Here is a 12,260-nt window from a genome sequence, read left to right on the forward strand (position 1 = left end):
GATCCGAACTCCCCGATCGCCGGGATGCCGGTTCTCGAAGTGTGGAAAGCCAAGCAGGTGTTCGTGTCGAAACGCGGCCAAGGGACCGGCTATTCGGGCATCGAAAACCCGCTGTTCTACAAAGAAAACACGCGGATGTTCTACGGCGATGCCAAGGCGTCGATCAGCAACCTATTGACCAAAATATAGACTGCGTGGGGACGGTGATTATCAAGCAGTGCGAACTTGGGCTTGAGCGAATTCACTAAGGTTGTCGGACTAAATGAGATCATTATTTATACATAATAAATGTTATCAGATTAAGGCATGTAGCCCGGCGCGCGCTACCTTGAACTGCGACTCCTGTTAGAAACCAATGGGTTATCTAATGAGGAGATTGTGCCATGAGTGGCTCCTACAAGCAATTGAACATCGAAGAACGGCGTAAAATCGAACGCTGGCTGAATGCTAAAGTCCCTGTTCGCGAGATGGCGCGTGTGTTGAAGCGCTCGAAAGCGACGCTGTACCGGGAATTGAAACGAAACTATTTCGTCGATGAGAGCCTGCCAAAATACGCGGGCTATTATGGGGCTGCGGCGCAATTGAAAGCGGATGGCCGCCGTGCTCGGCAGAGAAAGCTGATCAAGCACCCAGATCTCGCCAAAGACGTTGTTAAATGGCTCAAGAACGGCTGGACGCCCGAGCAGATCGGCAACCGGATGATCCATGAGCGCGCTCCGCTACGTGTCTGCCAAGAGACAATCTATCGCTACATCTATTCCAAGGAAGGCATGGCGCAGGAGCTTTGGTGGTATCTGCCGGAGCACCGCAAGTCCCGCAAACCGCGGCGGGCCAGAAAGCGCCAGTCCCCGAAATTCGACCGTGATGTCAGTATCCTGTTCCGCCCAGATGACGTGGCGCATCGACGTCAGTTTGGCCATTGGGAAGCTGATTTGGTCTTGTTCAAACAAAGCTTTGGTCAAACGAACATCACATCGATGGTCGAGCGCGTTAGCCGGTTCATAGTGCTGTTGAAGAACCCGAACAAGCGCACGAAGCCGGTCATGGGCAAAATTATGAAAGCCATCGGCGATCTGCCCCTCATGGCGCGTAAGTCGATCACATTTGACCGCGGCACAGAGTTCGTGAGCTGGCCGCATCTCCAGGCCGAACTCGGGACCCAGACATGGTTTTGCGACCCGTCATCGCCCTGGCAGAAAGGCACCGTGGAGAACACCAATCGACGGGTCAGGAAGTGGTTGCCCCGTACGCGAGACATTACACGGATGCCAGACCATGAGCTGAAACAACTCTGCGATCAGCTCAACAATACGCCCCGAAAATGCCTCGGATGGAAGACCCCCGCAGAGGTCTTCCGAGAAAGGATGCTGGCGGAGACGGGACGGACCCCCTACCCTTGAAGCCAATAGGAGTCGCGGTTCACGTAGCGCTCACACCGACGCAGCATCACGTTTGACCGGGGGTTTGAGTTCACATCCTGGCGCGAGTTGCAGAAAGGCATGGGCACAAAAGCGTGGTTCTGTGACCCTCAGGCGCCTTGGCAAAAAGGTTCGGTAGAGAACATGAACAAACGGGTCCGCCGATACCTTCCTCGGGACACTGCCCTGCTGTCGCTCCCAAATCGACATTTGAAGTCGCTTTGCGATCGCCTGAACGCGACCCCGCGTAAATGTCTGGGCTACAGAACACCCGCCGAGGCCTTCCGAGATGAATTAATGAAACTGGAGAGGCAATGAAGTATCCTTCCCACGCAATCCGATGCAATCGAAATGGAACTCACAGCTTCACACTCTCGCTCAAATTCGGCGACCGAGTAACATCCGATATCTCGGTACTGAAGTAATGGGATGAACTGCCTCAAACCGCCCTGATGCGTCTTGTGGTTCCAAAATTGAATTAACAAATTTGGACTTCCCTTATGCCCACGCGTCGAACAGTTTCTGCAAAGCAAAAGGAGCTATTTCATGACATTCCAACCGATCTTGCCGACCCGTTTGCTCGGGGCCAACCTGTCTGTTTCTGCACTTGGTTATGGCGCCATGGGGCTGAGCGAGTTCTACGGCGAGACCGATCCTGGGATTATTGACACCATGCTGATGACAGTGCTCAGCGAGGGGGTAACCCTGATTGACACCGCAGATGTCTACGGGCGCGGGCACAATGAGGACATCATCGGCAAGGCACTAAAAGCTGCGCCGAAAGAAGAGCGGGCGGCCGTGCGGGTCGCCACGAAATGCGGCATCGACCGACCGAAGGACGCCGCATATGCGCGACGGATCAACAACGATCCGGCCTATATCCGCGCCTGCTGCGATGCCTCGCTTTCCCGTCTGGGTATCGAACGCATCGACCTGTTCTACATTCACCGGGTGGACCCGGATGCCGATATTGCTGCGACCATGGAGGTGCTGGGCGACCTGCAGAAGGCGGGCAAGATCGCCGGTGCGGGCCTGTGCGAAGTGTCTGCGGCAACATTGCGGCGCGCGCATGAGGTGTTTCCGGTCACAGCGATCCAGAGCGAATATTCGCTTTGGACACGCGATGTCGAAGAGGACATCCTGCCACTCACACAGGAACTGGGCGTCGGATTCGTTGCCTACTCGCCGCTCGGAAGAGGATTCCTGACCGGGCGCTACAAGTCCACGGATAACCTGTCTGCCGGGGATTTTCGCCTCTCGAACGCGCGCTTTACCGGCGACAATCTGGATCGCAACACCGCGCTTCTGGCCAAGGTGGAAGCCTTCGCAGCACGCCACAATGCCAGCGCCGGTCAGGTTGCCCTGGCTTGGCTTTTGGCCCAGGCGGAAAATATCGTACCGATCCCCGGAACCCGTTCGCCGGAACGGCTGCGCGAAAACATCGCGTCGCTGTCCCTGAACCTATCCCACGAAGAGTTGGCGACCCTGTCCGACATCTGGAAGCCTGGTGCCACCGCCGGAGAACGCTACAGTACGGAGGGTATGAAAGGGATCAACGCCTGATCCCGCTCAGCCCGGGGTATGCAGTCTGAATTCCTCGATCAGGCGCCGAACCTCGGGCCGCGCGCCCTGATCGCGCCAGATCATATAGATCGGGATCTGCAAATGATCGGAAATCTCGGGTGCCAGTGAACGATAGACCACATTGGGATGGCGAACCGAGGTCCGGAGCGTTGGCAAAAACGTCGTCCCCTCACCCGCTCCAATCCGCGAAAGCAGTTGCACGTGATCATCCGGCTCGCGCAAACGTGGCGGGCGATATTGGTGATGCGCAAAGACCTGCTCGAAGATTTCGGCATAATGGGGGTTTTCATTTTTCGTGAACCAAAACAGGGGAAGAGCGTCAAAATCCTTGAAGGTCACGTGATCTTTCTGCGCGGCCGGATGATGCGCGGGCAAGCACACGCGGACCGTTTCAGTAAAGATCTGCAGCCGATCTATGCTGTTGGGCGTATCGCGATAGGCACCGATGATCGCTGCGTCCAACTCCCCTGAATCTACCAGCGATGCCAGATTGCGCGAGGCACCATATTCACGCTGAATCACCACTGTGTCGCCTATTTTATCCAGCATATCTTTCATGATCGGCAACGCGGTAAAGTCGAACATAAAGCTCAGCCCAATCTTGATCTGACGACTCAGCCGGTCCTCGGCATCGCTAATTCCCGCGATCGAACTTTCCAACATATTGATGATGCGCCGCGAGTCTTCGACAAAGACCTCACCCGCGGCCGTCAGGCTCACGTGATGGGTTGAGCGGTCGAGCAAACGCAAGCCCAAAACATTCTCAAGCTCCTTGATCTGCCGTGACAGGGGCGGCTGCGACATGCCTAGGCGTGTCGCCGCTCTACGAAAGCTCATTTCTTGAGCCACAGCGACGAAGCATCGGAGCTGCTGGATGGTGGGGAGGCGGTGAGACGTCACCATAATATAAGGATTCCCGTTTTAAAACAAAAAGATACAATAAACCATCAAGCGCGCTTCGACCCCATCCACGATCCAATATGAGTAATATCAAGAATAGTATTCCAAAATACTGCGCCGCAGAAAAGAGTAGAAGTGCGAAACCTCAGAACAACCTGAGGTAATATCACGCTATATGAGGAACGCTATCAATGGCTTCGAAGTATCTTCTGATCTCGCGCTATACTTTCAAAACTGGCGCAGCGATTCCCCCGCGCTTCATCGACGATGCAACCACCCGAAATTTCTGGTCGGACGAGCAGAACGAACTGATGCAGCTGCGTGCCTTTGAAGGTCTGTCGGAGCTGCCCGACACACTCACAAAGTGCGGGTCTGAGCTCAGCCAGGCCACCCCGGGACTGATCGGTGATGTCCGCCGCGAACTGGTCGAACTTGTTGAGCAGGTCAAGAGAGCCGAAGACGCACTGCCACAGACGCCCTATGTGCAACTGCGACACGTCGAGGTGGTGCCCGAGCGGATGGCCGAGTATCGCAAATGGCGCGAGGAAACCATCTTTGATGTGGTGCGCAGCCATGACGAGATCGAGAGTTTTTCGGCCTATCACTCACTGATCAGCGGCGTGCCCGGCGTGATGTTCGTGTCTGGTTTCAGCTGCCCCTCCGAGGCCTACGCCGCAGTGTTCAACAGCGAACGCTACAAGACCATCGTCCAACAGGCAGGCGACGGCTACATCACCGGCGGCACCGACGGGCTTTACACTCGGATTTATAACGGTCTGGCCAGCCTCGCCGCGTGACCCTTCATTACCAGCCCTCTTAGTAAGCGAGACGTATCATGGAAAATCACGAGATTGTCGTCGTCGGCGACCAGTTCCACCAATTCGCGAACGGAAAAAACGCCATCACCCAGTCGCAGCTTCTCGCATTGTCGAGCCTGCCGGACTGCTGCTTCAGGAGCAAAGTGCGGCTGACCCTTGGTCAAGGTGTGCGTCATGATGAGGTATCAAAAGTCATCGAAGCCAATGGGCTGGCCCAAAATATCGACTTCACCGATCTGCAACGCATTGGCCAACGCGCGCCCGGCACACATTCACACAAGCGTCACATCCATAACACTGTCATCGCCAAGCCCGAACCCATTGGCGATGATCTGTATTCCTGCGCATTGCTCATTGACGAGCGCTGTGAGCTGATGGGTGACCACCAGACCGGACAGCACATCCAGGGCATGATCCTGATCGAAGCCTTCCGCCAGTCCTTCCTTGCGGTCAGCGAAGAATTCTACCCGCTGGAGGGCACCAACAAGACCTATTTCGTGATCAACTCGATGGAGACATCCTTCTCCAACTTTGTCTTTCCGCTGCCCGCAGAAGTGCGAGTCAACGTCACCGAATGCGATGCAAAGCCGCATCGCGTGCGACTACGGATGGAGATGACGGTGGAGCAATGCGGCACCGAATGCGCAAGCTGCAAAGCGCTGTTCACGGTCTACCCCGAGAGCGTTATCGCCGAGAAAGAAAAACAGCTCGCAGACGAGGCCGCATTGAAGGTGACCCAATGAACCTTCATTCCCAGGCCAAGCTGGACCTGACACCCACGACGCAGGGTCCGCTCTACCCGCCAAGCGAGATCTGCGATGGCGAAGGAAACTTCGTTGTGGTCGGGCGGATCTGTGACGGGCACGGGGGGCCGGACTGGGGTGGGGCGATCGTATCGCCCCATACCATCCCGCCCGCATTCGGCGAGGCTGGACGTTATGACATCCTGCGCCGCTTCGATCCGACGAACCCACCCGCCGATTTGGCGGATGAGGTTCTGTGGACCCTTCCGTTGCCGCTGGCATGCAACAATTACCCGATGCTGTTTGCACCGAAACAAGCGCCCGATGCGCATCACACAAGACGCGCCAGCGCGCCATTGCATACGGCCTATGTGCCGGATGCCCGCCCCGAAGATGGTCTGCGCGAGATCGCGCCCATCACTCTGGGAAACTGGCTCAAAGCCAAAGGCAAGCTCGAAGTGTCGCTTTCCGCGGACAGGCGCAAGGCGCTTTTCGAGATGGAGTTTTCGCATCTCGTGCCCAACAGCGTGTATACGGTCATGAGCTTGCGACAACACGATTTGCGCCCCGAGGCCCCCACAAGGCCGGGGCCACTTGGTATTCCCAATGTTTTTATCACCGATGGCCATGGCAACGGCCAATTCGAGGCGGTGCTCCCCGATCCTTTTCCCGATCCATCGCGCCCCGGGGCGAACCGCATCATCAACGTGATCCTGCTCTATATGAGCACACGCATGAGCTATGGCGGTGCGATCGGATTGCACGGATTGGGCGCGGATATCCATGCCCAGCTCAAACTGACAGAACCGGCTTTCTCCGATCTGGTGACCGTCGCCTGACCGCATTTTTCCCCTCTTCCTTCCAACCCGAAAGGAACCCCGATGCCCTTTGTCACCATCACCACCTGGAAATCCGATGACGATACCGCCGCAGAACGGTTGATGAGCGCGGTCACCCGCGCGGTCCACGATGCCACCGGCGCACCTCTCGACAAGATCGCCGTTGTCATCTCCGAAATTCCCAAGAGCCGCTGGTCCGAAGCCGACGTGCTCGCCACAGATCCCGCATTTCCGACGCTCAGCAGGCGTATGAGCTACGAGAAGGACCCGACATGAGCTACGCGTTTTTTGATGTCGACGACACGCTTATTCGGATCAAGAGCATGTTCGACTTCTTTCCATTCTGGTGCGACCTTCAGGGCACGCCAGAGACGCTGGACCGGTTCAACACAGCCTTTGAACACGCCTTTTCCGAACGTCGCCCGCGCGAAGACCTGAACCGGCTGTATTATCGCTTTTTCGCTGGCGAAAACGAAGTGCAACTTTTGGCGGCGGGCCGGCTTTGGGTCAAACGGCGTTTTGGTGCGCAAGGGCTTTCCGAGGCGATGATTTTCCCCGAAGTGCTCGAACGGTTGCGCGCGCATCGCGCAGGCGGCGTTGCACCGGTCTTTGTCTCGGGGTCGTTTCCCGCGCTCCTGACCCCGCTGGCGCAGCGTATGGGAGCCGAGCACATCCTTTGCACACGCCAGGAAACCGCTCCGGACGGGACACTGACCGGAGAGATCCTGCGACCGCAGACCATCGGCACCGGCAAGGCCGACGCCATCGCCGCGTTTCTACAACAGCACGGCACCGATCCACGCACCTGCTTTGCATATGGCGATGACATGTCGGACCGCACGATGCTCGAAGCCGTCGGGCATCCGGTTGCCGTGATCGGGTCGCCGGATCTGGCCGATCTGGCCTGGGCACGCGGCTGGGAATGCCTCACAACAATCGCGCCCAAACCCGCCTTCGCGGGAGAAAGCACAACGTCATGACCTCTGCTGACACTCATATTCACACAAGCGGCACCCGCCTAAGCCGCCGCCTGCCCTTTCTGTCCGTGCTGATCGCATTGGCGGTGGGCTCGGTTTATGTCTCTCAACCGCTCTTCTTTCTGCTGGCAGAACGCTTTGCCACCACACCGGAAACCATGCGTGATGTGTTTTCGATCACGGTTACCGTCTATGCGCTTAGTTTTTTCGTGGCTGGGCCTCTGACCGATCTGTGGCCAACAACACGGCTGATGGTTGGAGGCGCCGTCGTGCTGGGCCTGTGCCTGACGGCCGGAGCGCTCGCTCAGAGCGCCAGCGCCTTTGTCATTGCAATGATCGCGGCCTCCGCGTCGGCGGCCTTTGTGCCTGCGGCGGGCTTTGCCTTGCTGGGACAGTCGGCACCGCAGGACATGCAGGGTGTTTACTTCGGCATTGCCATCGCAGCGTCGATTGTTGGCATCACCCTGTGTCGGAGTGTGAGCGCGGTGCTGGTGGCCTACATGGGCTACACCCCGTTCATCCTGACCTTTGCGGCAGTGCTCATTTGTACCGCCCTGGCGGCACTGGTGCAGGGCAAGGCCGACGCGCCCGCCGCAGGAGGTGCGATCCTTGCAAAATATCGCCAATCCGTTGCCCTGCTCTTCGAAACCGCAATCCTCGAGCGGTTGATCGTCGGTGGGCTGCTGTTTTTCGGCTATCTCGGCCTTGCCACCTATCTGACTTTCCGGCTTGCGGCTGCGCCTTTCGGGTTGAACACCGCGCAAATCGGCCTCGTGAATGTTGCGGGGTTGATCGCTGTCGTGGGTGCGCCTGGTGCAGGCGTTGCTATCCGCCGCTGGGGCAGCCTGAGCGTCGGCATCTGCGGGTTGCTCTGCGCCATCACCGGCGCGCTGATCGTCTGGCAATCGCAGAGCCTGCCGCCAATGGCGCTCGGACTGATCCTTCTGTTTCTGGGCACCTTCGCCACACAGCCGGTCAAACTGGTCGAACTTTCTGCCGTGGCCGGCCCTGCTCGGCGCGGAGCGGTGTCCTCGCTCTACCTGCTGGTCTGCCTGTTGATGGGCGGTTTTTCGGCCAGCGCTCTCGGCCCGCTTTGGGCGACACAGGGCTGGAACGGTGTGGCTGCGGCCTCGATCGGCGCTCTGTGCCTCGCGCTGGCCATCCACATTTTCCGTCGTCCCGCGCCGTCGGCATCATGACATGGCCACTCCCAATCCAACCAAAGGAAATCCCATGAACTCTCCAATCGTCATTGCCGGTGCAACCGGCGGCATGGGGGCGGCCATCGCCCTGGAACAACTCAGCCTCGGGCGTTCCGTCATCGCGCTGGGACGCTCCGCCGAAAAGCTTGATCGGTTGCAGGCCTTGGCCGATGAAAATGGGCGCTATACGCAGATGGGTGAACTGCACAAATGCCAGGTCGAGATCACCGACCCCGAGGCCTGTCGCGACGTTGCCGCCGACATCATTGCCCGTCACGGATCGCTGGGCGGGTATGTGCACGCTGCGGGCATCGGTCATTGCGGTCCGCTGATGCAGACCAGCGATGCAAACTGGACCGAAGCCTTTGAAATCAAAATCAATGCGGCGGCACGGATGATCCGTCTTTTGATGCCCGGTTTCGACGGGACGCCAGCGGCGAGCATCGTGCTGATTGGTGGCGTCTTTGCCAAGGAGCCCAACGGGTTGTTCGCGATCAACAGCACGCTGAACGCCGCGATTGCAGGGTTCGGCAAGTCGCTGTCGGGCGCACTGCGCGATAAGGGCATCCGCGTCAACGTGTTGCACCCAGGCGCCACGCGCACCGCGCAATGGTCGCAGCTTGCCACGGATGCAAGCCGCCTGTTGGGGATCACGGCCGACGAGGTGACCAATGCCACCGCTGCGCAACTGATCGGGAACAAGCTTCTGGAACCGGGCGAGGTTGCCTCCGCCGTTTCGTTCCTGCTTGCCCCCGCCAACCGAAGCATGACCGGAACTCTGATGGTGCTGGACGGCGGAGAAACCAAAGCAATTTAAAACTTTCGGGCACCGCCACGGGCAGGACAACAGCCACCACAAGACGCGCCACGCGAAAGGACAATCTCATGGCCCCACATCAGCAAACACCCAAGACGGAAACACGGCTGGAACGCGGTCGACGCGCCCTGGAGGCGATTGACGGACAGGCGGGACAAAAAGTGATTGACGCGCTGGCCGATATCTCGCCGGACTTCGCAAACTACCTGTTCGAGTTTCCGTTCGGCGATATCTACACGCGCCCCGGCCTGTCGTTGCGCGACCGCGAGATCGCAACCATTGCCGCGCTGGCCGCTTTGGGCACAGCGCAACCGCAGCTCAAGGTGCATATCGAAGCCGGGCTGAATGTCGGGCTCAGCCGCGATGAAATGACCGAAATTTTGATTCAGATGGCCGTTTACGCGGGATTCCCGGCGGCGCTGAACGGGCTGTTCGCAGCCAAAGAGGTATTTGCCTCGCATGATGACCAAAACCCCCAGGAGAAAATCGCATGACCACGACACGCCGTACCTTCCTTGCACGGGGCATCGCCCTGCCTTTTGCCCTGTCTGCCAGCACCGCACGCGCGACCGCCGCAAGCTCCGAACAGCTCTGGAGCCGCGTCAGATCTCCGGTTGGAATGGCTTATGATGCCCATGGTGCTCTGTTCGTTGCCGAATGGGGCGCCGGACGCGTAAGCAAATTCACACCCTCTGGCGAACGCGAGACCTTTGCCAGCGGACTGTCAGGTCCATCAGGTCTGGCCATTGGAGCGGATGGCACAATCTATGTCGCCTCCTATTCCAGCGATGTGATCTGGAGCTTTTCTCCGGACGGCAAGCGGAGCACCCATGCGACCGGGCTCGCCACCCCCGCCGGGCTCAGCTTTGACCGTTCGGGTCAGCTTTTGGTCGCAAACCGGCGCACCCATCAGATCCTTGCGGTGGAACGCAGCGGGTTGCGCCCGGTCATCAGCGATCTCAATACGCCGGTCGGCGCAGTGCAAACCCCCGATGGCGGCTATGTCGTCTCGAATATCGCCGGTGGCGTCACCATCGTGCGCCCAGATGGCTCCCGCCTAGAGGCCGGACAGGCGTTCAGCACCCCTGGACCTGGCATTGCGATCACCGACAGCGGGCGCGTCTTTGTCGTTGATTATGGTGGCACCGAGGTCCGCGAGATCCTGCTGAGCGGCGGTTCCCGGGTCTATGCCGACGGGTTTTCAAGCCCGGTCGGCCTGGTCGTTACACCGGATCAAAGCGCTCTGTTGATCGCCACCTGGGGCGAGAGCGCTATCTTCCGCATTCCTCTCTCCACCTGAACCGGAATGCAGCCCAATCTGTTATCAAAGAGACCGGCAGAACAACTCGTAGGGGAGTGACGAAGTAACTCCCCTTTTTTACAGATTGGCTGCATTTCTAAGATATATCAGGCTTGGGTTTTCTTGCTATATCTCGCTTCCCCAATAGGCATCGCGTCTAGAATCTGCCGATCAAGCGTAGAATGGGGGTGCTGTCGCAGGCATGTAAGACGCAGCCGTCACCGGCAGTTGCAGCACTGAGGGGGCCCTAGTTTTCTAAACACCTGCTTCCTTCAGTTTGTGCTGCCGTTTCTCAATATCAAGCGGAGCAATGAAATTTTTACATCAACAACAAAGCTCAGGCTCTGTCCACGAAGTGGCTTTTCGCTTTCGGATTCGCTCAAATTCGGCGCCCGGGTCACATCCGATATCACGGTACTGCGAACATAGACCTGCGCGGTTGTAGACTTTTCCCAGCCTAGGAGGATCATTGAGAAATGGAAACATCACGCCAGAAGAAGCCGAAGTAAACTCCTACGCAGTTCTGGCAACTAAACCTTGGCCGCATAACTTAGGCAAATCAGCCTCCGGTAAACCCGATGCTGTTCAGATCGGGCAGAATCTTTACCGGATCAATTAGCAAGCGCAAACGAGCCTTTGGAACAAGCACTCTGGGCAGGCCTTTAATCTATACTCGCGCTTCAATGCGCACATTTGTTTAGTAAGCAGCATTTTTATGACCAAAAAGAAGATCGGGAAGCCCTTTCAAGAGGGCTATGTCATCTCTGGCCGAATCGAAACCCTCATCTTTACCGACTACCGTTGGAACGACGGGTCCGTGAACCGCCGCTGGCATGTCGAACCGGACAAATTTGATGCCAGTCGCGCAATCCTACGTCCGTTTCCTATGATGTCGTCGGATGAGAGTGATCAATAAGAAAACCACTCCGAGTGGTCCATATTGCCTTCATAGTCGCCATATTCAACCATGATGCTGCGCAGAGAATGTTCGCCGGACCTTTGCCTTGTCGGAAGGTCGATCTCTTGACCGCTTTGGGAAACAAACGTGCCTGACCAAGGCCTGTCCGCTCCACTCACTTTTTGAAGATATGCACAGGTTCGGTTTTCTCGATCACATGATTTGATTGACCACCCCCATACACGACCATCGTCATCTTTCTTGTAGGAGCGCCCGGTAAACCAGATCACATGGGTGCGGTTCAGCCATTCGTATTCGGGCAGATTGGTGTCGAGTTCGCCTTCTCCGCCCGACCCGCCCAGCTCGACCGGCACATGGGCAAAGGTGCAGACCCCGAAGGGCGGCAGGCTCGGCCAGGGCGTGATGCGGCGGATCATGGTGCGATAGGCCCGTGCACACACTGCGCTCGGGGGAAGCCACCCGCCATGCAGAGCATGATGGCGCAGTCGATGTCATAGGCCTGCGCCTTTTGCGGGGCTCCGAACACCGCCATCACTCCCATTGTAGCTGCCATCGCCTGTCGCTTCATGTCGCTCTCCCGCAAAAGTTGCGGCAACTATCGTGCAATATGTATTTTTATGCAATATGTCGTATTGACTCCATATGACTTTATGGATTTAAGCGCAGGAAGTAGAAGGGCTCTCAACGGGAGAGTCCGAACATGCCGATAGCGCGCAACCAGATCCTGATCACCATCGACGGTG

14 protein-coding genes and 2 pseudogenes are annotated in these 12,260 nt (G+C 57.7%); 14 read left to right on the plus strand and 2 right to left on the minus strand.

Features of this window, described 5'->3' with window-relative positions; all coding sequences use genetic code 11:
• The 4 genes and pseudogenes from ACN0X0_RS21870 to ACN0X0_RS21885 all read left to right on the plus strand — a co-directional run.
• A partial coding sequence (locus tag ACN0X0_RS21870; protein WP_417280967.1) for an NAD(P)(+) transhydrogenase (Re/Si-specific) subunit beta occupies positions 1-189 on the plus strand: 189 nt, incomplete at its 5' end.
• Between the two features lie 194 nt (positions 190-383).
• A complete protein-coding gene (locus tag ACN0X0_RS21875; RefSeq protein ID WP_417280968.1) occupies positions 384-1,400 on the plus strand; it encodes an IS30 family transposase in 1,017 nt (338 codons plus the stop codon).
• A gap of 36 nt (positions 1,401-1,436) precedes the next feature.
• Positions 1,437-1,736 (plus strand): annotated as a pseudogene (locus ACN0X0_RS21880) (IS30 family transposase); the annotation flags it as partial.
• Positions 1,737-1,964: 228 nt separating this feature from the next.
• On the plus strand, positions 1,965-2,981 hold the full coding sequence (locus ACN0X0_RS21885; protein ID WP_417280969.1) for an aldo/keto reductase: 1,017 nt from the start codon (positions 1,965-1,967) through the stop codon (positions 2,979-2,981).
• Between the two features lie 6 nt (positions 2,982-2,987).
• Here ACN0X0_RS21885 and ACN0X0_RS21890 read toward each other — a convergent pair whose 3' ends face one another.
• Positions 2,988-3,905: a LysR family transcriptional regulator gene (locus tag ACN0X0_RS21890; protein ID WP_417280970.1), complete on the minus strand. Its 918-nt coding sequence runs from the start codon at positions 3,903-3,905 to the stop codon at positions 2,988-2,990.
• Between the two features lie 188 nt (positions 3,906-4,093).
• Between ACN0X0_RS21890 and ACN0X0_RS21895 the strand changes: the two genes are divergently transcribed.
• The 10 genes from ACN0X0_RS21895 (at position 4,094) to ACN0X0_RS21940 (ending at position 11,514) form a co-directional block, all read left to right on the plus strand.
• Positions 4,094-4,699 carry a hypothetical protein gene (locus ACN0X0_RS21895; RefSeq protein ID WP_417280971.1) on the plus strand — a complete coding sequence of 202 codons (606 nt, stop codon included), beginning with the start codon at positions 4,094-4,096 and terminating at the stop codon, positions 4,697-4,699.
• Positions 4,700-4,737: 38 nt separating this feature from the next.
• A complete protein-coding gene (locus tag ACN0X0_RS21900; RefSeq protein WP_417280972.1) occupies positions 4,738-5,463 on the plus strand; it encodes an AfsA-related hotdog domain-containing protein in 726 nt (241 codons plus the stop codon).
• Positions 5,460-6,302, plus strand: a complete 843-nt coding sequence (locus ACN0X0_RS21905; protein WP_417280973.1) for a hypothetical protein — start codon at positions 5,460-5,462, stop codon at positions 6,300-6,302. Before ACN0X0_RS21900 ends, ACN0X0_RS21905 begins: the two co-directional genes overlap by 4 nt.
• A 42-nt stretch (positions 6,303-6,344) precedes the next feature.
• Complete coding sequence (locus tag ACN0X0_RS21910) at positions 6,345-6,578, plus strand: tautomerase family protein (RefSeq protein WP_417280974.1); 234 nt, start codon at positions 6,345-6,347, stop codon at positions 6,576-6,578.
• Complete coding sequence (locus ACN0X0_RS21915) at positions 6,575-7,282, plus strand: HAD family hydrolase (RefSeq protein ID WP_417280975.1); 708 nt, start codon at positions 6,575-6,577, stop codon at positions 7,280-7,282. Before ACN0X0_RS21910 ends, ACN0X0_RS21915 begins: the two co-directional genes overlap by 4 nt.
• Positions 7,279-8,478: an MFS transporter gene (locus ACN0X0_RS21920; RefSeq protein ID WP_417280976.1), complete on the plus strand. Its 1,200-nt coding sequence runs from the start codon at positions 7,279-7,281 to the stop codon at positions 8,476-8,478. Before ACN0X0_RS21915 ends, ACN0X0_RS21920 begins: the two co-directional genes overlap by 4 nt.
• A 34-nt stretch (positions 8,479-8,512) precedes the next feature.
• Positions 8,513-9,298, plus strand: coding sequence for an SDR family NAD(P)-dependent oxidoreductase (locus ACN0X0_RS21925; RefSeq protein WP_417280977.1), 786 nt, complete (start codon positions 8,513-8,515; stop codon positions 9,296-9,298).
• 68 nt (positions 9,299-9,366) lie between these two features.
• Positions 9,367-9,792 carry a carboxymuconolactone decarboxylase family protein gene (locus tag ACN0X0_RS21930; RefSeq protein WP_417280978.1) on the plus strand — a complete coding sequence of 142 codons (426 nt, stop codon included), beginning with the start codon at positions 9,367-9,369 and terminating at the stop codon, positions 9,790-9,792.
• Positions 9,789-10,598, plus strand: coding sequence for an NHL repeat-containing protein (locus ACN0X0_RS21935; RefSeq protein WP_417280979.1), 810 nt, complete (start codon positions 9,789-9,791; stop codon positions 10,596-10,598). The genes ACN0X0_RS21930 and ACN0X0_RS21935 overlap by 4 nt, the downstream gene beginning before the upstream one ends.
• A 715-nt stretch (positions 10,599-11,313) precedes the next feature.
• A complete protein-coding gene (locus ACN0X0_RS21940) occupies positions 11,314-11,514 on the plus strand; it encodes a hypothetical protein (RefSeq protein WP_417280980.1) in 201 nt (66 codons plus the stop codon).
• On the opposite strand, the pseudogene ACN0X0_RS21945 reads toward ACN0X0_RS21940, so the two are convergent.
• Positions 11,508-12,085: pseudogene (locus ACN0X0_RS21945) on the minus strand (hypothetical protein). The gene ACN0X0_RS21940 and the pseudogene ACN0X0_RS21945 sit on opposite strands and share 7 nt — an antisense overlap.
• Between the last annotated feature and the right edge of the window lie 175 nt (positions 12,086-12,260).

The organism is Celeribacter sp. (genome assembly GCF_048270365.1).
Lineage (GTDB): Bacteria > Pseudomonadota > Alphaproteobacteria > Rhodobacterales > Rhodobacteraceae > Celeribacter.

Coding starts and splice junctions, on each gene's coding strand:
- ACN0X0_RS21935 (WP_417280979.1), top strand. CDS start 9,789: ATGACCACGACACGCCGTACCTTCCTTGCACGGGGCATCGCCCTGCCT.
- ACN0X0_RS21890 (WP_417280970.1), bottom strand. CDS start 3,905: ATGGTGACGTCTCACCGCCTCCCCACCATCCAGCAGCTCCGATGCTTC.
- ACN0X0_RS21900 (WP_417280972.1), top strand. CDS start 4,738: ATGGAAAATCACGAGATTGTCGTCGTCGGCGACCAGTTCCACCAATTC.
- ACN0X0_RS21905 (WP_417280973.1), top strand. CDS start 5,460: ATGAACCTTCATTCCCAGGCCAAGCTGGACCTGACACCCACGACGCAG.
- ACN0X0_RS21940 (WP_417280980.1), top strand. CDS start 11,314: ATGACCAAAAAGAAGATCGGGAAGCCCTTTCAAGAGGGCTATGTCATC.
- ACN0X0_RS21875 (WP_417280968.1), top strand. CDS start 384: ATGAGTGGCTCCTACAAGCAATTGAACATCGAAGAACGGCGTAAAATC.
- ACN0X0_RS21915 (WP_417280975.1), top strand. CDS start 6,575: ATGAGCTACGCGTTTTTTGATGTCGACGACACGCTTATTCGGATCAAG.
- ACN0X0_RS21885 (WP_417280969.1), top strand. CDS start 1,965: ATGACATTCCAACCGATCTTGCCGACCCGTTTGCTCGGGGCCAACCTG.
- ACN0X0_RS21930 (WP_417280978.1), top strand. CDS start 9,367: ATGGCCCCACATCAGCAAACACCCAAGACGGAAACACGGCTGGAACGC.
- ACN0X0_RS21910 (WP_417280974.1), top strand. CDS start 6,345: ATGCCCTTTGTCACCATCACCACCTGGAAATCCGATGACGATACCGCC.
- ACN0X0_RS21925 (WP_417280977.1), top strand. CDS start 8,513: ATGAACTCTCCAATCGTCATTGCCGGTGCAACCGGCGGCATGGGGGCG.
- ACN0X0_RS21920 (WP_417280976.1), top strand. CDS start 7,279: ATGACCTCTGCTGACACTCATATTCACACAAGCGGCACCCGCCTAAGC.
- ACN0X0_RS21895 (WP_417280971.1), top strand. CDS start 4,094: ATGGCTTCGAAGTATCTTCTGATCTCGCGCTATACTTTCAAAACTGGC.